The 22,030-nt window shown below is 62.8% G+C and carries 19 protein-coding genes; 1 reads left to right on the top strand and 18 read right to left on the bottom strand.

The window, feature by feature from the left end:
- Nucleotides 1-10 precede the first annotated feature (10 nt).
- The 12 genes from QMG46_RS07125 to QMG46_RS07070 form a co-directional block, all read right to left on the bottom strand.
- Nucleotides 11-2,281: a carboxy terminal-processing peptidase gene (locus QMG46_RS07125; RefSeq protein WP_281851793.1), complete on the bottom strand. Its 2,271-nt coding sequence runs from the start codon at nt 2,279-2,281 to the stop codon at nt 11-13.
- Between the two features lie 12 nt (nt 2,282-2,293).
- Nucleotides 2,294-3,295, bottom strand: coding sequence for a lipoyl synthase (gene lipA, locus QMG46_RS07120; RefSeq protein WP_281851792.1), 1,002 nt, complete (start codon nt 3,293-3,295; stop codon nt 2,294-2,296).
- A 10-nt stretch (nt 3,296-3,305) separates the two neighbouring features.
- Entirely contained in the window at nt 3,306-3,974 is a 669-nt protein-coding gene (lipB, locus tag QMG46_RS07115) for a lipoyl(octanoyl) transferase LipB (protein ID WP_281851791.1), read from the bottom strand.
- A gap of 147 nt (nt 3,975-4,121) precedes the next feature.
- Nucleotides 4,122-4,415, bottom strand: coding sequence for a DUF493 family protein (locus QMG46_RS07110; RefSeq protein WP_281851790.1), 294 nt, complete (start codon nt 4,413-4,415; stop codon nt 4,122-4,124).
- 16 nt (nt 4,416-4,431) lie between these two features.
- On the bottom strand, nt 4,432-5,679 hold the full coding sequence (locus tag QMG46_RS07105) for a D-alanyl-D-alanine carboxypeptidase family protein (protein WP_281851789.1): 1,248 nt from the start codon (nt 5,677-5,679) through the stop codon (nt 4,432-4,434).
- 279 nt (nt 5,680-5,958) lie between these two features.
- A complete protein-coding gene (locus tag QMG46_RS07100) occupies nt 5,959-6,888 on the bottom strand; it encodes a septal ring lytic transglycosylase RlpA family protein (RefSeq protein WP_281851788.1) in 930 nt (309 codons plus the stop codon).
- Complete coding sequence (mltB, locus tag QMG46_RS07095) at nt 6,888-7,889, bottom strand: lytic murein transglycosylase B (RefSeq protein WP_281851787.1); 1,002 nt, start codon at nt 7,887-7,889, stop codon at nt 6,888-6,890. The genes QMG46_RS07100 and mltB overlap by 1 nt, the downstream gene beginning before the upstream one ends.
- Before the next feature lie 73 nt (nt 7,890-7,962).
- Entirely contained in the window at nt 7,963-9,078 is a 1,116-nt protein-coding gene (gene rodA / locus QMG46_RS07090; protein WP_281851786.1) for a rod shape-determining protein RodA, read from the bottom strand.
- Nucleotides 9,075-11,063: a penicillin-binding protein 2 gene (gene mrdA, locus QMG46_RS07085; protein ID WP_281851785.1), complete on the bottom strand. Its 1,989-nt coding sequence runs from the start codon at nt 11,061-11,063 to the stop codon at nt 9,075-9,077. The genes rodA and mrdA overlap by 4 nt, the downstream gene beginning before the upstream one ends.
- 6 nt (nt 11,064-11,069) lie before the next feature.
- The gene (gene mreD, locus QMG46_RS07080) at nt 11,070-11,561 is read right to left on the bottom strand and encodes a rod shape-determining protein MreD (protein WP_281851784.1); all 492 of its coding nucleotides are present in this window, start codon (nt 11,559-11,561) and stop codon (nt 11,070-11,072) included.
- Nucleotides 11,558-12,538 carry a rod shape-determining protein MreC gene (gene mreC / locus QMG46_RS07075; RefSeq protein ID WP_281851783.1) on the bottom strand — a complete coding sequence of 327 codons (981 nt, stop codon included), beginning with the start codon at nt 12,536-12,538 and terminating at the stop codon, nt 11,558-11,560. The genes mreD and mreC overlap by 4 nt, the downstream gene beginning before the upstream one ends.
- Nucleotides 12,539-12,735: 197 nt before the next feature.
- Nucleotides 12,736-13,782 carry a rod shape-determining protein gene (locus QMG46_RS07070; RefSeq protein WP_281851782.1) on the bottom strand — a complete coding sequence of 349 codons (1,047 nt, stop codon included), beginning with the start codon at nt 13,780-13,782 and terminating at the stop codon, nt 12,736-12,738.
- 274 nt (nt 13,783-14,056) lie between these two features.
- Between QMG46_RS07070 and QMG46_RS07065 the strand changes: the two genes are divergently transcribed.
- Nucleotides 14,057-14,992 (top strand): carbohydrate kinase family protein, encoded by a 936-nt coding sequence (locus QMG46_RS07065; RefSeq protein ID WP_281851781.1) that lies wholly within the window; start codon nt 14,057-14,059, stop codon nt 14,990-14,992.
- Between the two features lie 223 nt (nt 14,993-15,215).
- On the opposite strand, the gene glpK is transcribed toward QMG46_RS07065, so the two are convergent.
- From glpK to fabV, 6 genes are all read right to left on the bottom strand, one after another.
- On the bottom strand, nt 15,216-16,730 hold the full coding sequence (glpK, locus tag QMG46_RS07060) for a glycerol kinase GlpK (protein WP_281851780.1): 1,515 nt from the start codon (nt 16,728-16,730) through the stop codon (nt 15,216-15,218).
- Nucleotides 16,731-16,738: 8 nt separating this feature from the next.
- A complete protein-coding gene (locus QMG46_RS07055; protein ID WP_281852833.1) occupies nt 16,739-17,569 on the bottom strand; it encodes an MIP/aquaporin family protein in 831 nt (276 codons plus the stop codon).
- Between the two features lie 41 nt (nt 17,570-17,610).
- Nucleotides 17,611-19,098: a glycerol-3-phosphate dehydrogenase gene (gene glpD / locus QMG46_RS07050; RefSeq protein ID WP_281852832.1), complete on the bottom strand. Its 1,488-nt coding sequence runs from the start codon at nt 19,096-19,098 to the stop codon at nt 17,611-17,613.
- A gap of 190 nt (nt 19,099-19,288) precedes the next feature.
- The gene (locus tag QMG46_RS07045; protein ID WP_281851779.1) at nt 19,289-20,068 is read right to left on the bottom strand and encodes a DeoR family transcriptional regulator; all 780 of its coding nucleotides are present in this window, start codon (nt 20,066-20,068) and stop codon (nt 19,289-19,291) included.
- 56 nt (nt 20,069-20,124) lie between these two features.
- Entirely contained in the window at nt 20,125-20,718 is a 594-nt protein-coding gene (locus QMG46_RS07040) for an HAD family hydrolase (RefSeq protein ID WP_281851778.1), read from the bottom strand.
- Between the two features lie 72 nt (nt 20,719-20,790).
- Complete coding sequence (gene fabV / locus QMG46_RS07035; RefSeq protein ID WP_281851777.1) at nt 20,791-21,996, bottom strand: enoyl-ACP reductase FabV; 1,206 nt, start codon at nt 21,994-21,996, stop codon at nt 20,791-20,793.
- Nucleotides 21,997-22,030: the final 34 nt, after the last annotated feature.

The following is a 22,030-nucleotide window of genomic DNA, read 5'->3' as shown; positions in this document are numbered from 1 at the left end:
GAAACGGTACTCAGTGCGCAGCAGCGGGGCTGGCGGCCGGCTTTTCCGTATTCACGGCAGCGGTCGTCTCCCAGTCGTGGTCCTTGCCGCCATAAGGCAGTACAGCCGCGGCGATCTTCGGATCGGCCTTGATCATGCCCACCGCGTCGAACAGGATGTGCGCGGTTTCCTGCAACTGCGGATCCTTCGCCTTCTTGGCATCCTTCTCGGCCTGCAGCTCGGACTTCAGGCTGCGCTCGTTCGGGTTCAGACCGTCGTCCAGCGCATCCTGGGCATCGTCACCGGGAACACCGGTGCCGCCGTCGATCGCCTTGTGACGGGCGCGGAAGTCGGCCTGCATGGCGTCGAGCTGCTTACGCTCGGCTTCGCGCTGGGCAAGATTGAGCGAGATGGTGGTCTTGTCGCGCATGGCCTTGTACTGCGCCAGCTCGTCGAGCATCAGCTTCCAACCCGGCGACTTGAGCGCGCGTGCGTCATGCTTGGCCTGGAGCTGGGTCAGGTACGCCTTGAGGTCGGCCACCGGCTTGTAGTCGGCCGGCGCGATCTGCGTCCACTGCAGCGCGTTGTCGTAGGTCGATTCGCCGAAGTCCTTCTCGTCGCCGTTCTTCGGGAACAGGATGTCCGGCGTCACGCCCTTCAACTGGGTCGAGCCGCCATTGATGCGGAAGAACTCGGCGATGGTCATCTTCAGTTCGCCGAACTGCGGCTTCTCGCTCGGGCTGGTGGCGAAGCGGTCGAGATCGACCAGGTTCTGCACCGTGCCCTTGCCGAAGGTCGGTTCGCCGATGATCAGGCCACGGCCCCAATCCTGGATCGCCGCCGCGAAAATCTCCGACGCCGATGCCGAACCGCGGTTGGTCAGCACCGCCAGCGGGCCGCTCCAGGACATGCCGGGCGTGTCATCGCCCTGCACGTCGATCTGGCCGCGCGCATCGCGCACCTGCACCACCGGACCCTTGTCGATAAACAGGCCAGTCAGCTCGTTCGCTTCGATCAGCGAACCACCGCCGTTGTTGCGCAGGTCCATTACCACGCCTTCGACACCCTGCGCCTTGAGCTCGCCAAGCAGCTTGGCGACGTCGCGGGTGGCGCTCTTGAAGTTCTTGTCGCCTTCGCGGCGCGCACCGAAGTCGGAATAGAAGGTCGGCAGCTCGATCACGCCGATCTTGCGCGAGACGTCGCCGTCCTTGATGTCGATGACGCGGCTCTTGGCGGCCTGTTCCTCGATGCTGACCTTCTGGCGCACCAGGCTGATCATCTCGTGCTTGCCGTCCACACCCGCATCGGCAGGCAGGATTTCCAGGCGCACCGTGGTGTCTTTCTTGCCGCGAATCTGCTTGACCACGTCGTCGACGCGCCAGCCGATCACGTCGGTCATCGGACCTTCGGTGCCCTGGCCGATCGCGACGATGCGGTCGCCCACGTGCACCTTGCCGGACTTGGCCGCAGGGCCGGCCGGCACGATCTCGCGAATCGCAGTGTATTCGTCGCGCGTCTGCAGCACCGCACCGATGCCTTCGAGCGAGAGCTTCATGGCGATGTCGAAGTTTTCCGCCGCGCGCGGGCCGAGGTAATCGGTGTGCGGGTCGGTGGATTCGGCGTAGGCGTTCATGAAGGTCTGGAACGCGTCTTCGCCGTCAAGCTGGCGCACACGGTCGATGTAGCCGGCGTAGCGCTTGTCCAGCGTCTTGCGGATATCGTCGTCGCTCTTGCCGGCAAGCTTCAGGCGCAGCCAGTCGTTCTTGGTACGCTTGCGCCACAGGTCGTCGAGCTCGGCCTTGTCCTTGGGCCAATCGGCCTTCTTGCGGTCATAGGCGTAGCTCTCGTCCTTGGTCAGGTCGAAGCCCTGCTTGAGCAGGCCGCGCGCGTAGGTCATGCGATCGACCGCGCGCTGCACATAGAGATTGAACACCGAGAAAGGACCGGACAGATCCTTGTTCCAGATCGCGTCGTCGAACTGCGTCTTCAGCGGTGCGAACTTCGCCATGTCTTCCTGGGTGAAGAACACCTTCTCGCCGTCGAGACCGTCGAAGTAGGCCTTGTAGATCTTGGCCGACATCGCGTCGTCGAGCGGCTGGGCGTCGTAATGGAAGCGCGTCAGGAAGCGTGCCGACAGCTGCGCGGCCTGCGCTTCGGTCAACGTGGGCTTCAGCGGCAACGACGAGGCTTTACGCGGCTGGGCGCTATCGCTGAGATCAGCGGCCGATTGCGCGTGGAGACCGAGGCCGCCCGTCAGGGTGAGGGCGAGCAGGAGAGCAAGCGAAGTGCGGCGAAATTTCATGAGGCCTCTTATTTAGGCGTGCTCGGTGACACCGGCTGCATGGGCCTGCAGGTCGGCGTGATAGGACGAACGTACCAGCGGACCGGAAGCGACGTGGCCAAAGCCCATCGCTTCGCCCGCTTCACGCAGCGCTTCGAACTCTTCCGGCGTCCAATAACGCACCACCGGGTGATGATGCGGCGTCGGCTGCAGGTATTGGCCAATGGTGATCATGTCGACGTCATGCGCGCGTAAATCATGCATGGTCTCGAGCACCTGCTCCATCGTTTCGCCCAGACCCAGCATGATGCCGGACTTGGTCGGGACGTCCGGATGCTGCGCCTTGAAGCGCTTGAGCAGATCCAGCGACCACTGGTAATCGGCACCCGGGCGCACTTCGCGATACAGATGCGGCACGGTTTCCAGGTTGTGGTTGAACACGTCCGGCGGATAGTCCTTGAGGACTTCCAGCGCACGCTCCATGCGACCCTTGCCGCGGAAATCGGGCGTGAGGATCTCGATCTTGATGTTCGGCGCGGCATGGCGCGTGGCGCGGATGCACGCGGCGAAATGCTCGGCACCGCCGTCACGCAGGTCGTCGCGATCGACCGAGGTGATCACCACGTAGCGCAGGCGCATGTCGCGGATGGTCTCGGCCAAGCGTGCCGGCTCCAGCGGATCGGGCGCGGCCGGACGGCCGTGTGCCACGTCGCAGAACGAGCAGCGGCGCGTGCAGACTTCGCCGAGAATCATGAAGGTGGCGGTGCCCTTGCTGAAACATTCGTGGATGTTCGGGCAGGAGGCTTCTTCGCACACCGTCACCAGCGAGTTTTCACGCAGACGGGCTTTGAGCTGCTGCACGGCATTGCCTTGCGGCAGGCGCACGCGGATCCAGCTCGGTTTACGCAGCACGGGCACGGCGGTATCAAAACCGGCGCGATTGAGCGCGATCTTGTCGTTGCCCAATTGCTTGTCGACCGGTGTACCGGAGACGACGCTGATCGGGATAGCCTTGGAAGGGGTCATTTCGCTCATGTAGACAGGCTCAGACCGCTACGCGAGCGGGGAGTTCGGGGAGAACGGGGGCGGCCGGCTCGGCATCGAAACCGAACTGCCGGCAGAACTCGCCGATCAGCACGTCTTCGACATCCGCCAGCTGCGACGGACCGCCCAAGTCTAGCACCTGAGTGACCGCCAAACCCTTGTAGCCACAAGGATTGATGCGGTGAAACGGTTCCAGGTCCATGTTGACGTTGAAGGCCAGCCCGTGGAAGCTGCAGCCGCGCCGCACGCGCAGGCCCAGCGCGCCGACCTTGGCCCCGCCGACATAGACGCCCGGAGCGCCTTCGACGCGCTCGGCGACGATGTTCCAGTGCTCCATGGTGTCGATCAGGGCCTGCTCGATCTTGCAGACCATCTCACGCACGCCCACGCCGGCCCGGCGCAGGTCGATCAGCGGATACCCCACGATCTGGCCCGGCCCGTGATACGTCACCTGCCCGCCCCGATCCACCGGGACCACCGGGATATCCCCCGGCATCAGCACGTGCTCCATCTTGCCGGCCTGGCCCAGGGTGAACACCGGATCGTGCTCGAGCAGCCAAAGTTCGTCGATCGTGTCGCTATCGCGCTGGTCCGTAAACGCTTTCATCGCGTTCCAGGTCGCCTCGTAAGGCTGGCGGCCGAGGCGGCGAATTTTTAGGGGCAAGGACATGGGGTGGCCTGAACCGGGGATTGGCTTGATTTGAGGACGGAGCCAGGGGGTTGCAAGGGCAGCGAAGGGCGCAGTGAAGAGAAGTGAGAGGCGAGTAAAGGCGCCAAGCCCACTCTCTCTCCTCACTCCTCTCCACTCTCAACTGCTTTAGAGCGTCGTCCGAATATCCGGATCGTCATGCAGCGCCTTGCGCGCCTCGTCGTACTGTTCGCGCGTCTCGTAAAAGGCACTGACGGTGACCGAGGCGTAGTTGCCCTTGTCGGTGGCGCGGTAGCGCACGGTTTCGTGGTCGACGCGCACGCCGACCCGGAGCAGGATTTCCGGCACCTTCACCGTCAGCTCCGCGCTGGCGTTGCCGATGGCGGTGATGTCGTGTTCGCCGGGAAATTCGAAGCCCTTGCCGCCTTCGGCCTTCAGGTCGTCGATGCTGATATCGCGCATGGTGCCGCCCTCCGCTTTACTTTGTTTCGGGTTTCTTGTCGCTATGGAACCACAGCATGATGCTGTCCCACAGGCGCGCGAAGAAACCGCCTTGCGGCGCGTCGTTCAGCGCGACCAGCGGCACGTTCTGCACCGGCTGGCCGTCGAGCGTGACGCGCAGGGTGCCGATCTGCTGGCCCTTGGTGAAGGGCGCGATCAGCGTGGCCGGGATGTCCATCTCGGCCTTGAGCTTGTCGTAATCGCCGCGCTTGACGGTGACCAGCACGTTATCGGTCACGCCGATCGGTAGCTGGTTTTCCGTGCCCTTCCAGAGCTTCGGCGTCGCCAGCGGTTTGTTGCTGTCGTACAGCTTGTGGGTTTCGTAGAAACGGAAGCCGTAGCTGAGCAGCGCCATGGCGGCATCGGCGCGCGCCTTTTCGCTGCTGGCGCCCATCACGATGGCGATCATGCGTGCGTCGCCCTGCTTGGCCGAGGCGGCCAGGCAGAAGCCGGCAGCGGCGGTATGGCCTGTCTTGATGCCGTCCACGCTCGGGTCGCGCCACAGCAGCAGGTTGCGGTTGTGCTGCTTGATGCCGTTCCACTCGAAGTCCTTGATCGCCGAGATGGCGTAGTCCTCGGGGAAGTCGTGGATCAGCGCGCGCGAAAGGATCGCGATGTCGCGCGCGGTGGTGTAGTGGTTGGAGATCGGGTAGCCCGACGCATTCTGGAAGTTCGAATTGACCATGCCCAGCTGCTTGGCATAGGCATTCATCAGGTTGGCGAAGTTGCCCTCGGAGCCGGCCGTATGCTCGGCCAGCGCGATGGCGGCGTCGTTACCGGACTGGATGATCATGCCGTAGAGCAGGTCTTTGAGCGTGACCTGGCTGTTGAGCTGCATGAAGCTGGTCGAGCCGTCGGTCCCCGCACCACCGCCACGCCAGGCGTTTTCGCTGATGGTGACCTTGTCTTCCATGTGAACCTTGCCGTTGGCGACCTCGGCCGACACGACGTAATCGGTCATGACCTTGGTAATCGAAGCAGGCTCGACGCGTACGTCAGGGTCCTTGGAGGCGAGCACCTGGCCGGTGGCGTAATCCATCAGCACCCAGCTCTTGCCTTCCACATCCGGCGGCGGCGGCACCGGCGCATCGGGCACCACCGGACGCGGCACCGGCGTGGGGTGCGGAACCTGCGGAGTCGGGGTCGGCGTCTGCTGGGCGAAGGCGGAGCCGACAACCAGGGCGGCGACGGCAAGCGAGGAAAGGGTACGGCGCAGAAGGCTCATCGTGATCTCTTGAAATCCTGAAAAAGGTGAAGCGATATCGGGGGAGCGACTTTTGAAAAATCTCACAACCCTCGTCATCCCGGCGCAGGCCGGGATCCAGTGACTTTGCAGCTGGTTGTCGCGAGAGTCATCAAGGATTTGCTCTACCGCGAAAACCACGAACCGAAGCCACTGGATCCCGGCCTGCGCCGGGATGACGAGGTAGAGGCGGTTGTCAGAGGTTTTCGCTCCAGCAACCGCACCATCGTCACTCCGCCGCCCTATGAGGCGGCAATTGCATCAGTCTACCGCGACCTGCGGCCTGGGCAGACCCATGGTTTCAATCTGAGTAGTGATCTGGTCAGCTGAGTCCACGTCGCTGATCGGCCCCAGCCGCACGCGGCGCACCGCGCGACCGCCGATCTGGGCGTCGATCACCTGGACCGGGGCCAGATTGGCCGCGCGCAACTGCTGCGCGACACGTTCGGCGTTGGCATTGTCGGAGAACGCGCCCACCTGCAGAAAAATGCCGGGTTTGGGTGTGCCGGCGACGACCGAAGGCGCCGGCGGGGGTGGCGGCAGGTCGGGCTCGCCGGGGACCAACGCGCGAACTTCGACCAGACCGGTGCCCTTGGGCCACACGCCGATCTTTACCGCCGCCGCATAGGACAGGTCGATGATGCGGTTTTCGTGGAACGGACCGCGATCGTTGATGCGCACCACCACGCTCTTGCCGTTTTCCAGGTTGGTCACGCGCGCATAGCTCGGGATCGGGAGAGTCTTGTGCGCCGCGCTGAACTTGTACATGTCGTAGTCCTCCAGATTGGAGGTCTTGAAGCCGTGGAACTTGTTGCCGTAGAACGATGCGATGCCACGCTCGACGTAGCCGCTGGCACTCGGCAGCACGCTGTAGGTGCGCCCCAGTACCGAATACGGCGACTTGTTGCCGTACAGCGAGCGCGGCTCGTTTTTCGGCGTCGGCTCAACCAGCTTGCTCAGGTCCGGCGGCGGACCAGAGGGCACGCTATCGTCGCTGTCGCGATAGCGGCTGCTTTGCGACTTGCTGATGTCGTCACGGAAGCCGCCACTGCTGCTGCCACTGCTGCCCCCACTTGAACTGCTGCGTGTCGTCGACGACGAAGACGCTTTGCCTGGGCGGGTCTTGCCGCCGCCGCAACCGACCAACAATACGAGCACCACCAGAACTGCCAGTCCGCGCAGCAGCTTCATCAATGAGCTTCTCCCCCATGCACCCCGTCGGCGATGGCCTGTGCCAGCTGATGCACCGACAAGGCATAGAGCGGACTGCGGTTGTAGCGTGTGATCACGTAGAAATTCTGGAAGGTGAACCAGTATTCCTTGCCATTGGCGCCATCGAGCGACTGCAGACTGGTCATCTGGCCGGGGTTGAGCTGCTTGAGCGGCGCGTAGCCCCATGCCTCCAACTGCTCCAGCGGCCACTGCGGCGTGGAATCCTTCACGGTGATCGGCTTGGCGTGCGCATCGGGCTGTGCCTGCTCGGCGACCGGGCCACCTTCGACCCAGCCGTGCTTGGCAAAATAATTAGCGACACTGGCCAGGATATCGGGCAGCGAATTATGCAGATCGATATGCCCGTCGTTGTCTTCGTCCACGCCGAAATCGCGGATGCTCGAGGGCATGAACTGTCCCCAGCCCTGCGCACCGGCATACGAGCCCACCAGCGTATCGACCGGGCCGGCGAGATGATTCTCGGGCAAGGTCAGCAGCACCTTGAGCTGATCGCGGAAAAACGCCTGGCGCGGCGGGTAATACAGCCCCAGCGTGACCAGCGCATCGAGCACCTTGTACTTGCCCGTAATACGCCCGTAGGAGGTTTCCACACCGACGATGGCGACGATGTATTCCGGTGCGACATGGTACTTGTGCGCGATGCCTTCGATCAGCTCGCGGTGCTCGCGGTAGAACGCGATGCCGTCGCTGATGCGCTTGTCGGTGACGAAGATCGGACGGTAGTCCTTCCACGGCTTGGCTTCGGCCGGGCGGCTGATCGCATCGAGAATGCTCTGCTGTTTCTTGGCGCCATCGAGCAATGCGTTCAGCGCCTTCGGGTCCTTGCCCGTCTCCAACGCTATCTCTTTGACCAGCTTGTCCTGGCCGGGGTGCGTTTCAGCGGCGACGACGCTGCTGACGAAAAACGCAGCCAATGCTGCCAGACGGAAAACACGATGTGGGACAGACGTCATTGTCATGGGCTACTTCGTTTGGTACGGCTTTCTCGGAGCCTAGCATGAGGTGAGCGGTAAAGCCGCCGGCCTCGCGGCGTCACACGTGCATCTTTCGGTTCGCATGGATCGACATCAGCACGCCGAACCCAGTCAACAACGACACCGCCGATGTGCCGCCATAACTGACTAATGGCATCGGCACGCCGACCACCGGCAACATGCCCGCGACCATGCCGCCATTGACGAAGACGTAGACGAAAAAGCTCATGCCGATCGCGCCGGCGAGCAGGCGCGAATAGGTTTCGCGCGCTTCCATCGCGATCCACAGGCAGCGGCCGATGATGAAGGCGTAGAGCGTCACGATGGCGATCACGCCGACCAGGCCGAACTCTTCGGAAAACACCGCGAAGATGAAGTCGGTGGTGTGCTCGGGCAGGAAGTCCAGGCGCGACTGCGTACTGTGCTGCCAGCCCTTGCCGAAGACGCCGCCGGAGCCGACAGCGATCTGCGACTGGATGATGTGCCAGCCGTTGCCGAGCGGATCGGATTCGGGATCGAGCAAGGTGCGCACGCGGTTGCGCTGGTATTCGTGCAGGAAGTGCCAGGCCACCGGGATCATGCCGCCCACGGCCGCCAGCAGGCTGCCGATCTTCCACCAGGCCATTCCCGACAGGAACAACGCAAACGCGCCTGCGCCAGCGACCAGCAAGGCCGTGCCCAGATCCGGCTGCTCGGCAATAAGTCCGGCCGGCATGGCGATCAAGATGCCAACGACGATGATGTCTTTCCAGCTCGGCGGCAGCTGACGTGGATGCAGATACCAGGCGACCATCATTGGCATGGTGAGCTTGAGCAGTTCCGATGGCTGAAAGCGCATCACGCCAAGATCCAGCCAGCGATACGCTCCGCGCCCTTCACCCAGCGCAGCCACCACCAGCAGCAGCGCAGTACTGCCGGCATACAGCCACGGTGTCCAGCCACGCAGCACGGATGGTGGGATGCGCGAAATCACCACCATCAGCACCGCGCCCATGACGAAGCGGCCGGCCTGCCCGACCACTAGCGCCATGTTGTTGCCGCCCGCGCTGTAGAGCGTGACCAGGCCGGCGCAGGCGAGCAGCAGCAGACCACCGGCAAGCGGCAGGTCGATGCGCGGGCGCGTCATGATGCGCTTGAGGAAATAGCGCAAACGCATCAGAGCCGCTTCGATCATTGTGCGTCTCCGTCGTTGTCGTCAGTCGTGCTACTGGGTGCAGCCGGCATATCCGCCGGTGTCGCCACCGGAGCATCTTCCGGTTGATCGTTGTCGACAGGTACCTGCGGCGCCGTTTCGGGCGTCATCGGCGGCACTGCCCCGCCCTGCGTCTCGATCCACGCCGTGAGCGTCTTGCGCACGATGGGACCGGCATCCGATGCGCCCCAGGCGCCCGCTTCGACCATCGCCGCCATGGCGATCTTGGGTGCATCGGCAGGCATGTAGGCGATAAACCAGGCGCGGTGGCGCTTGGCCAGATACGCCGAATTCTTGTTGGTGTCATAGGCGTCGGTCTTGCGCGAGAAACGTTCGGCCGTGCCGCTCTTGCCGGCCACCAGATAAGGGAACCCGGTAAAGACGATCTTACCGGTACCACCCGTGATCACCGCTTCCATGCCCTGGTTGACCGTATTCCAGTGCGCGGGATTCTTGATCACCGACGGGCCACTCGGCGGGTTGGCCAACGGCTGCGGCTGCGCGTTCACACCGGCATCCTGGGTCGACATGACCAGTCGCGGTGCATACGGCGTGCCGTGTCCGGCGAACGTTGCGGTGGCGTGCGCCAGCTGCAACGCGGTGACGTTCCAGTAACCCTGCCCGATGCCGGCAATGATGGTTTCGCCCGGAAACCAGCCTGCCTTGCTGCGTGATGCCTTCCACTCGCGCGATGGCAGGATGCCGCGACCTTCGCCCACCAGGTCGATACCCGTCCGATCACCGAAGCCCAGGCTGCCCATCCAGCTGCTCAGGCGATCGATGCCGAGGTCGAGCGCAAGCTTGTAGAAGTACGTGTTGGTCGATTTCTGGATCGCCCGCACCATGTTGACCGTGCCGTCGCCACCGGGCGTGTCGTCGCGGTAACAGCGCGATTGCCCCGGAATGCAGAACTGACCGGTCGACAGCACGGTGTCTTCCGGCCGGCGGATACCGTATTCGAGACCGCCCAGCGCGAGGAACGGCTTGACCGTCGAACCCGGCGGATACGCGCTGACCAGCGCGCGATTGAGCAACGGCTTGTCCGGCGCATTGGTCAACGAGCTGTAGTCGACGCGGCTGATGCCGTTGACGAACAGGTTGGGGTCGTAGCTCGGCACGCTGACCATGGAGAGCACCTGGCCATTGCGCGGATCGATCGCCACCGCGCCGCCCGGGCGACCTTCGAAAGCATCGGTCGTCGCCTTCTGCACCCGCGCATCGATGCTGAGATAGAGATTCTTGCCCGGTATCGGCGGATAGGTTTTCAACACCTGCTGCACGCGCCCATCGGCATTCACCTCGACTAGCTCGTAGCCCGGCGTGCCGTGCAGCATGTCTTCGTACGAACGCTCCAGCCCGGTGCGGCCCACGTGGCTGGTGCCCTTGTAGCGCTCCGGGTCGAGCCGGTTGAGATCGTCCGCATCGATGCGGCTGACGTAGCCCACCACATGGGCAAACAGCGGCCCCAGCGGATAGCGCCGCGTCAGATAGGGCACGACATCCACACCGGGAAAGCGCCAGCGATTCACCGCGAAGCGGTCGATCTCGTCTTCGGTCAGGCGCAGCTTCAACGGCACACTGTCGAAGCGACGGTTCTGCTTGAGCTGCTTCTTGAAGTTGTCCAGGTCGTCGGCACTGAGCGGAATCACGTTGCCCAGCTCGGCCAGCAGGGTCGGCATATCGTCGATCTGCTCGGGGATCACTTCGAGGCGGAACGCGGGCACGTTGTCGGCCAGCAGCACGCCATTGCGGTCGTAGATCAGCCCGCGCGCCGGCGGAATCGCACGCGGCTTGATGCGGTTGCTTTCCGAGCGGGAGGCGAACTCGTCGTGGTGGTAGACCTGCAAATAGACATAGCGGCCGATCAGCGCGCCCAGGCCGACCAGGATCAGCAGAAAACCCGCCAGCGCGCGGCGCCGGAACAGCGCGCTTTCGCCGCGGGTGTCCTTGAGCGAACGCCGTGCCATGCGCGCCTATTGCTGCTGGATGCGCAGGCGCATCCGCAGGTCATCGAGCAACAGGAACACAAAGGGCCACAGGGCCGCACCGACGAAGGGCGAGATCCACCAGCTCGGCGGCGGCAACGCGTCGCCGGCAAACACGCGCACGATCAACAACAGGATGCGGTCGTTCACCAACAGCGCCAACACCGCCAGCGTCTGCTGCCACATCGGGAAGAAGCGCAGGCGCGAGCGGAAGCGCAGCACGATAAAGACGATCGCACACAGGCGCAGCGCCTGCTCGCCCAACAGCAGACCGTCGAGCAGATCGGCAGCCAGACCCACTACGAAGGCCAGCCCCAGGCTGACGCGGTCATTGGATTCGAGCGCCCAGTAGATCAACACCAGCGCGGGCCAGTACGGCTTGAACGGCTGCAGCACGCCCGGCAGCGGCACCAGCATCGACAGCAACGCAAACGCCAACGTACCGGCGACCCACAATGCACTCAGACGCTGCTTGTTCATGGCTGCACTGCCGAAGTGGTCGAAGCTGGCGTTGCCGCCGTACGCGCGCTGGCAGGCGCGGCGATTTCGCCCGGCGGCGGCGCCAGGCTGGCTGGTGGGCCGACTGGCGCGGCAGGCGAAGGCGGACCGACCGGCTCGGCCTGATCGTGCAGGATCAGCACGTCGTCGCTGCGGTCGATATCGGCGGTGGGCCGTGCACGCGCTTCGAGAAACATGCCCGATTGCGACTGGCCCACACTCAACACCTCACCGACTGGAAACCCGGGCGGAAAGCGACCGCCCAGGCCCGAACTCAACAGCTTGTCGCCAGCACGGATATCGGCGGCCATCGGCACGTTGGGCAGGCTGAGCTGGTCGCCCTCGCGCACGCCATAGGCCACGGTGCGCAGGCCGGTGCGCTCCACCATCACCGGCGTGGCGTGATTGGGGTCGGTCACCAGCATCACGATCGAGGTGGTCGGCAGCACTTCGACGATCTGGCCGATCACGCCATGCGCGTCGATCACCACCTGGCCCTGCTTGATGTCGTCGCGCGCACCCAGGTTCACCACCAGTCGCTGCTGGTTGGTGCCCAGGTCCATGCCGATCACGCGAGCGAGCTGCACGTTGAGCTCAAGGCTGTGCTGGGTGTCGAGCAGACCCTTGAGACGCTGGTTCTGCTCGGCCACCGCGGCCATGCGGTTCAATTTGGCATTGGCCAGCAACAGGTCTTCGCGCAGACGCTGGTTCTGCTCGGTCAACAGCTTGCGGTCGGCAAAGGCCACGGTCAGCGTGCGCATGCCCGCGGCCGGCAAGCCGGCAAGCCGATAGACCGGCTCTACCACCACCGACATGGAGTAACGGATGCGCCAGATCCAGCCGTTGCGATGGTCGAGCACCATCAGCACCATGGCCAGCGCGAGATAAAAGATCAAACGCAGCGTGCCGGCGACGGTGCCGGCAAACAGCGGAGAATTGTCTTCGCGCGTCAGCGCCATGAAACCGGACTACCCGTACTGCGTGGGACGAACACCGGTATCCGGCGGAAAACACGAACGGTAAGGATGCGGAGCGACCGCGATGCGCCGAAAGAAGAGTTTTCGATCGACAAGATCAAGCGTACCGCTCCTTACCCGGCCCTCTTACCTGACCGGCAGAGGGCGTTGACGACCCCCTCGAGGGAGGGGCCTGCTGCTTATTCCGGCGCGAAGAAATCGCTACCGTGCTGGTCGATCAGCTCCAGCGCCTTGCCGCCGCCACGTGCCACGCAGGTCAGCGGCTCGTCGGCCACCTGCACGTGCAGGCCGGTCTCTTCGGAGATCAGGCGATCCAGGTCACGCAGCAGCGCGCCGCCGCCGGTAAGCACGATGCCGCGCTCGGCCACGTCGGAGCACAGTTCCGGCGGGGTCTGTTCCAGTGCCGACTTCACCGCCGCCACGATGCCCGACAGCGGCTCGTGCAGGGCTTCGAGCACCTCGTTGGAGTTGATGGTGAACATGCGCGGCACGCCCTCGGCCAGGTTACGGCCGGAGATTTCGATCTCACGCACGTCGGTCTGCGGGAACGCGCAGCCGATTTCCATCTTGATCCGCTCGGCGGTGGACTCGCCGATCAGGGTGCCGTGATTGCGGCGCACGTAGTTGATGATCGCTTCGTCGAAGCGGTCGCCACCGACGCGGACGGACTGGGAATAAACGATGCCGTTCAAGGAGATGACTGCCACCTCGGAGGTACCGCCACCGATATCGAGCACCATCGAACCGCGCGCCTCATGCACCGGAATACCGGCGCCGATCGCCGCGGCCATCGGTTCCTCGATCAGGAACACGTCGCGGGCACCGGCGCCTTCGGCCGATTCCTTGATCGCGCGGCGCTCCACCTGGGTCGAGCCGCAGGGCACGCAGACCAGCACGCGGGGGCTCGGGCGCAGCAGACGCGAACGGTGCACCTGCTTGATGAAATGCTGCAGCATCGCCTCGGTCATCGAGAAGTTGGCGATCACGCCGTCCTTCATCGGGCGGACGGTGGCGATATTGCCCGGGGTTCGGCCCAGCATCTTCTTCGCATCGCTACCGACGGCTGCGACAGCGCGCGGACCGCCCGGACCACGGTCCTGACGAATGGCCACCACCGAAGGCTCGTTCAGCACAATGCCCTGACCACGCACATAAATGAGCGTGTTGGCCGTGCCCAAGTCGATGGAGATATCGTTAGAAAAGATCCCGCGAAACTTCTTGAACATGTGGCCGCCGTACACCCTGGTCTGGCTAAAAAGTAAGCGAGCCAGTTTAGTGTCGCCGCCCCCTCCACGCAAGGAGTATCTCGTTAAGAAACCCTTGTAGATCGCGGTGATAAGTGCGTTTTCTGCCTTCGGAGCGAGGTCAGAAAAAAGACAGATATTCGCCCTGGCGAACGGATAAAGGTACTATCCCCGGGTTTGGCCGAACCCGGGGTAACGGGATGCGACGCGGCCGCTTTCATCTCACTTTTCACCAGCTCGGGGGCTTTCACGCACCATGTCTGCCGTTATCTGCGGATCGCTGGCCTATGACACCATCATGGTGTTCCAGGACCAGTTCAAGAATCACATCCTGCCCGATCAGGTGCATATCCTGAATGTGTCGTTCCTGGTGCCGCGCATGCGTCGCGAGTTCGGCGGTTGCGCCGGCAACATCGCGTACAACCTGAAGCTGCTTGGCGCCGATCCGTTGCCGGTGGCTGCTGTCGGGCAGGACTTCGCGCCGTATCGTCAGCACATGGAGGAGTTCGGCATCCGCATGGACTACGTGCGCGTGTACGACGAGCAGTTCACACCGCAGTGCTTCATCACGACCGACCTGGATAACAACCAGATCACCGCATTCCATCCGGGTGCGATGTCGAGCGCGCACGAAAACCATGTGCGCGATATTCCTGAAGTGACCTTCGCGATCGTTGCGCCGGACAGCCGTGAAGCGATGCTGCAGCACGTCGACGAATTCGCGTCGCGCAAGGTGCCTTTCATTTTCGATCCGGGCCAAGCGATGCCGTTGTTCAACGGCGACGAGTTCCGTTCGATGATCGAGAAGGCGACCTACGTGATCGTCAACGATTACGAGTCGCAGCTGTTGCAGTCACGTACCGGTTGGACTGCGGCGGAGATTGCGCAGCGCGTCGATGCGTACATCGTGACGCAGGGGCCGCGTGGGTCGTTGATTCATCTTGCCGATGGCACGACGCATGAAATTCCGCCGGCGCGCGAGCGTCAAGTGGTTGATCCGACTGGCTGCGGCGATGCTTATCGCGCCGGGCTGATCTTCGGCATCATGAAGGGCAAGGATTGGCCGACGGTGGGCCGTATGGCTTCGTTGATGGGTGCGCTGAAGGTGGAGCATCCGGGGACGCAGAATCAGCGATTTACTTATGCTGAGTTTGCCAAGGAATTTGCGGATCAGTTTGGTTACGCGATCTAAAGTTTTGTTTTCTTGATTTGATGAGGCCTCCGATCTCCGGAGGCCTTTTCTTTTCCAACCTTGCGAGAACTCCCCATATATCGTCATCCCGGCGCAGGCCGGGACCCAGTGGCTTTGCGATCGGTTATCGCGAGAGACGATAAATTCTGCTCTATCGCGAAAACCTAAAACCGAAGCCACTGGGTCCCGGCCTGCGCCGAGATGACGAGTATGAGGAGGTTCTTCAATCGCTCTTATCCTTAGCCGGCTTGAACCCCATCGTCGCCTGCACTGCCTGCTTCCACCCCGCATACAGCTCTTCACGCCGATCCTTCTGCATCGACGGCTTGAACTGACGATCCACTGCCCAGCGCCTGGAAATATCGTCTCGACTCTCCCAGAAGCCCACGGCAAGCCCGGCAAGATACGCAGCGCCCTGCGCCGTCGTTTCCTGCACCTTCGGACGCAAGAGCGTTACATCGAGAATATCCGCCTGGAACTGCGCCATGAAATCGTTGGCGATCGCGCCGCCGTCCGCGCGCAACTCCTTCAGCTGGATGCCCGAGTCGCTCTGCATCGCTTCGAGCACATCGCGTGTCTGATACGCCATCGACTCCAACGCGGCGCGGATGAACTGCTCCTTGGTCGTGCCACGCGACAAACCGAACACCGCGCCGCGCACATCGCTACGCCAATACGGCGCACCCAGGCCAACAAATGCCGGCACAAAATAAACGCCGTCGTTGTCGCGCGCCCGTTCGGCGTAGTCCTGCGAATCGCTCGCCTTGCCCAACATGCGCAAACCATCGCGCAACCACTGGATCACCGAGCCGGCGACGAAGATGCTGCCCTCCAATGCATACTCGACCTTGCCATCGACGCCCCAGGCAATCGTCGTGAGCAAACCGTTCTTGGAACGAACCGCCTTGTCGCCCGTATTCATGAGCATGAAGCAACCGGTGCCATAGGTGTTCTTGGCCATGCCCGGCTCGAAACACGCCTGCCCGAACAGCGCCGCCTGCTGATCGCCGGCGATGCCCGCGATAGGCACTTCATGGCCGAAGAAATGCTTGGCCTGGACGTTGCCGTAAACCTCGCTCGACGACTTCACCTCGGGCAACATCGCACGCGGCACGTCGAGGATCTTGAGCAGCTCGTCGTCCCAGTCGCGCTTGTAGATGTCGTACATCAGGGTGCGCGAGGCGTTGGTGTAGTCGGTGACGTGTACCTTGCCACCGGTGAGATTCCAGATCAGCCAGGTGTCGATCGTGCCGAACAGCAACTCGCCTTTCTTCGCACGCTCGCGTGCACCCTCGACCTTGTCGAGTATCCACTTCACCTTGGTGCCGGAAAAATAAGCGTCGACCAGTAGCCCGGTCTTTTCGCGGAATAACCCATCATGACCATCTGCCTTGATCTGCTCGCAGATTTCCGCGGTCTGGCGCGATTGCCACACGATGGCGTTGTAGATCGGCTGGCCGGTGGCCTTGTCCCAGACTACGGCGGTTTCGCGCTGATTGGTGATGCCGATACCGTTGATGCTGGCCGGATCGACGCCGGTCTGATTGATCACCTCGGTCATCGTGACCAGCACGCTGGTCATGATCTCGCGCGGGTTGTGTTCGACCCAGCCCGGCTGCGGAAAGATCTGCGGGAATTCGCGCTGTGCGGTGCCGACGATATTGCCGTCGTGGTCGAACAGGATAGTGCGCGAGCTGGTGGTGCCCTGGTCGATCGCCAGTATGTATCGCTTGTTCATGTCTCGCCTCACTGAGCCGAATTGACGGAAGCCGACTGGCGCTGTTGTTCGAGCGCGCGCTGACGTGCCGGCAGGAACGGATGCACGAGATACTGATAGGCCGCGCCACCGACGACACCGCCGATCAGCGGACCGACGATCGGCACCCACCAGTAATTGTCCGGACTGGGCAGCGCCGAGCGTCCCCAGCCGGCGAAATACGCGAAAAGACGCGGGCCGAAATCACGCGCCGGATTGATCGCCCAGGCTTCGAGATAACCCATCGACGCACCGATCGTCGCTACCAGCAGGCCGATCATCAACGCACCGGAGTTGGCGCCCGGCGCCATCTCGTTGTACTGCTCGGTGATCGCAAAGATGCCGAACAGCAGAAACGCGGTAAGGATGATCTGATCCAGCAATGCATGCATCGGCGTAATCGCCAGGCCCGGGTGTGTGAAGAACACCCCGGCGGCCCCTCCGGCCTCGCGGGTGAGCTGATGCACCTCGTTGTAATGGTCGATCACGGGGCCAAACAACACGTAGACGACGCTTGCTCCGAGGAAGGCACCGATCACCTGCGCGATCCAGTACGGCACGACCTTCGACCATGAGAAGTCGCGGAACAAGGCCAGCGCGAGCGTCACTGCCGGATTGGCATGCGTCCCCGACACCGAACCGGTGGCGTAGATCGCGATCGTCACCGCCAGGCCCCAGGCGATGCAGACGCCCCAATAGGCGTTCTGGTAAGGGCTCGGGTCGTAGAGCACGTACATGCATGCCACCGAATCGCCAAAGGCAATGATGATGAACATGGCCAAGGCTTCAGATATCAACTCGCCGATTTGCTGCCGCATGATCCCTCTCTCCATCGGTTCACGGAATGGCCCCGCCAGGGGTTTTATGCACGCTTTTCCAGGTAGGCCGCGAGGCGTGCGACGCCTTCTTTTTCGATGCGCAAACCTAACTTGCTACGACGCCACAGAATATCCTCGACCTCTGTCACCCATTCGTGACGCACCAGGTAATCGACTTCCGCCTGATACAGATCGGCGCCGAAATGCTCGCCCAGCGCAGCGAGGCTGCCGGCTTCGCCAAGCAGGTCACGCGCACGTGTGCCGTAGCTGTGCACGAGTCGCCATGCAAAGGCTTCGGACAGCCAAGGACGACTCGAACGGATGTCTTCGAGCAAGCCGTCGATATCGCGTTCACCGCCACCCGGCAGCGGTTTCGCATCGGCCGTCCATGCCGGCTTGTTGTTACCAAGCAACGGAGCGAGCCGATCGACAGCTTCTTCGGACAGCTTGCGGAAGGTGGTGAGCTTTCCGCCGAAGACATTGAGCAGCGGAGGACCATTCGTATCGAGATCGAGCTGATAGTCGCGTGTGACTTCCGACGCGCTGCCCGCTTCGTCCTGCAACAGCGGACGCACGCCACTGTAGCTCCACACAACATCGGCGATGGTCAGCTGCTTCTTGAAATAACGATTGGCCGCATCGCAGAGATAGTGCGTCTCTTCGTCGCTGATGACCGGATGCGAGGGATCGTCCTTGTACTCGATGTCGGTCGTACCGATCAGCGTGAAATCGCGCTCGTAGGGAATGGCAAAGACGATGCGGCGATCCGGTTGCTGGAAGATATAGGCGTAGCGATGGTCGTACAGCTTCGGCACGACGATGTGGCTGCCTTTGATCAGGCGCAGCGAGTGCTCGTGCTTGATGTGCGCAACGTTGTCGAGAAACGAAGCAGCCCATGGTCCTGCCGCATTCACCAGCGCTTTTGCGCGCACGGTGTAGCGACGCCCGTCGCGCGATTCCAACTCGGCCACCCAACCATCGCTTTCGCGTGTCGCGCTGACACAGCGCGTATGTGTTTCGATCGTCGCACCGCGACGCGCGGCATCCATGGCGTTGAGCACGACCAGGCGTGCGTCCTGCACCCAGGCGTCGGAATAGACGAAGCCTTGAGTGAATTCGTCGCGCAACGGTTCGCCGGTGACATGCTTGCCGAAGCGGACCCGGCGCGAGCCGGGCAAGGTGCGACGACCGCGACCCAGATGGTCGTAGAGGAACAGGCCGATGCGAATCATCCAGGCCGGCCGCAGATGCGGCTGATGGGGCAGGACGAAGCGCAACGGCCAGATGATGTGCGGCGCCGCACGTAGCAGCACCTCACGCTCGGCCAGGGCCTTGCCGACCAGGGCGAACTCGAACTGCTCGAGATAGCGCAGGCCACCATGAATCAGCTTGGTGCTGGCACTGGAGGTGTGCGCCGCCAGGTCGTCACGCTCGCACAGCCAGACGGAGAGTCCTCGGCCCACGGCATCGCGGGCGATGCCTACGCCGTTCACGCCACCGCCGACCACCAGTACATCGACCTGCTCGACCACGTGCTCGACCATCACCCACTCCATTCGCCTGCGGGAGGGCGAACGGCGCTGAGGGTGAGGCCTCATGCAGGCCTGAATGCTCGTATACGAACATTTCACGATCAGCAGGCCGGTCGCCTGCGTATAAACGAGCATATTCGAACAATAACGAACATGGCACGCTGCACCGCAGCGAACCCTGGGAAAGGCGCTACTCGGGGTCGCCCTCGGCGATATGCAGCTGGGTGCCGGCCGCTTCGAGTACGGGCAAGAGTGCCTCCGGCGGCTGACGATCGGTAAACCACGCGTCGACGTGCGAGAAGTCGCCGAGCCGCACCATCGCGTTACGGCCGATCTTGCTGTGGTCCGCGCCGAGGAACACCTGGCGCGAGTGTTCGATGATGGCCTGGGCGACGCGCACTTCATGGAAATCGAAGTCGAGCAGCGTACCGTCGAGCTCGATACCGGAAATACCGATGATGCCGTAGTCCACCTTGAACTGACGGACCAGCTCGATCGTCGCTTCGCCGGTAACGCCATGGTCGCGGCCGCGCACTACCCCGCCGGCGACGATGACCTCGAAGGTCGGGTTGTCGCTGAGCGCGATCGCGATATTGAGGTTGTTGGTAATGACGCGCAGGCCGCGATGTTCGAGCAGGGCGCGGCCGACCACTTCGTTGGTCGTGCCCAGATTGATGAAAAGGGACGCGCCATCCGGGATCTGGCTGGCGATCGATGCCGCGATACGCTGCTTTTCCGCCTGTTGCAGGCCTTGGCGCGCAGCATAGGCCACGTTCTCCACGCTCGACGGTGCACCCACGCCACCGTGATAGCGACGGAGCAGGCCGCAATCGGCCAGCAGGTTCAGATCGCGACGGATCGTCTGCGGTGCGACGTCGAAATGCGCGGCGAGCTGGTCCACCGCGGCGAAGCCTTCGCGCTGCACGATCGCCACCAGTTCTTCCTGGCGTCGGTTGAGTCGTGGATCCATCGTTCCTCCGGCACGGCGTATTACATGGTCATCATGGCGCCAGTGTCCGGGAGCCATCAACCCATTTCGCACCAACGATAGAACTTCTTGTGCGCCAGGCCCAGCATATCCAGGTCTTCCTTGGTGTCGCCGTAGGCGTAGATCGTGGGGAATGTCTGAAGGTCGAGCGCCTGCAGGATGCGTTGCGCTTTTTCCTTGCCCACGCATTGTTTACCGCGGTGGCGACCGGTCAAGCGACCATCTTTTGCTTCGAGCGAAGTGCATATCAGCTCGAGCTCATGCTCACGGCACCAATGCGAGAGGTAGACATCCAGCGCACCGGAGACGACCACGATGCGGTCACCCTGGGATTTGTGCCATTGGATCCGTTCCATGGCGTTGACGCGCAGGACGCCAGGCAAGGCATTGCGCGCGAAGCTCCTGCCGGCTTCATCGATCGCCACTTCGGTAACACCGCGCAGCCCATAGGCGACCACTGCCGCGCGAATCACCGAGCCGGAGATCCAGCCGAGCTTGTAGCCCACCACCATGGGGGCGAACAGGAAGGCTCCGAACGCACGACGATGCCGTGGCACGGCGACCTGGATGAAGTCGCGATACATCTCGCGAGTCGTGATCGTTCCGTCGAAATCAAACAGTGCGAGATTCATGCGATGCGTCCTTCATCGACTGCGCCGGACCTGCGCGGTCCGGCACAACATGGGGTCATCGGTGACTTGGAGTTACAGCTCGACGACGTCGAAGGTCACGTTCGGATCGACGTCGGCATCGTAGTCGACGTCCTTGCGCTTGAAACCGAACAGGCGCAGAAAATCCTGCCTGTAGCCTGCGTAGTCGGTCTGTTCCCACAGATTATCGGTGGTCACGGTCGGCCACATGTCCTTGCAGGCCTGCTGCACATCGTCGCGCAGCTCCCAGTCGTCCAGGCGCAGGCGGCCTTCGCTATCGGTGTCCGGCGTCTTGGCGTCCTGACGGTACAGGCGATCATGGAACAGACGGTTGATCTGCTCGATCGTGCCTTCGTGGATGCCCTTCTCCTTCATGATGCGGAACACCATGGAGACGTACAGCGGGATCACCGGAATGGCGGCGCTGGCTTGAGTGACGACAGACTTCATCACGCCGACATAGGCGTCGAGATGCTGCGCGGCGTACTGGCTGCGCAGGTTGCGCGCGGTGTTGTCCAGATGCTGCTTGGCTTGGCCCAGCGTGCCGTGCCAATAGATCGGCCAGGTGATTTCCGTGCCGACGTAGCTATAGGCCACGGTTTTGGCGTGATCGGCGAGCACGCCCGCCTTGCTCAACGCTTCGATCCACAGCGCCCAGTCTTCGCCACCCATGACGGTGACGGTGTCCTTGATCTCCTGCTCGGTCGCGGGTTCCACCGATACCTGCACGACGGTGTCGCGATTGGTGTCGACCGACGATGCCGTAAATGTTTCACCGATGGTCTTGAGCGAAGAGCGAACGAGTTCACCGGTAGCCGGTAGCTTGCGCACGGGCGATGCCAGCGAATAAACCACCAGGTCGATCTGGCCGCCCATCTCCTGTTTGATCAACTCGATCGCACGCGCGCGAGTTTCGTCAGAGAACGCGTCGCCATTGATCGACTTGCTGTACAGGCCAGCCTGCTTGGCGAGCTTGTCGAATGCGGCGGAGTTGTACCAACCGGCGGTACCGGTCTTGGTATCGCTGGACGGCTTCTCGAAGAACACACCGAGGGTTGCCGCGCCGTAACCGAACGCCGCGGTGATACGCGATGCCAGTCCATAGCCCGTGGATGCACCAATCACCAGCACACGCTTGGGGCCCGACGCGGAAACGCCGGCAGCCTTGGTGATCTCGATTTGCTCGAGCACGTTTTTCTCGCAGCCGACCGGATGCGCAGTGATGCAGATAAAGCCACGAACCTTGGGATGGATGATCACGGAGGACCTCGATGATTCAACAAGACGGCCATTC

Source organism: Dyella sp. GSA-30 (assembly GCF_027924605.1).
Lineage (GTDB): Bacteria > Pseudomonadota > Gammaproteobacteria > Xanthomonadales > Rhodanobacteraceae > GSA-30.
This window is presented reverse-complemented; position numbering and strand designations above follow the sequence as displayed.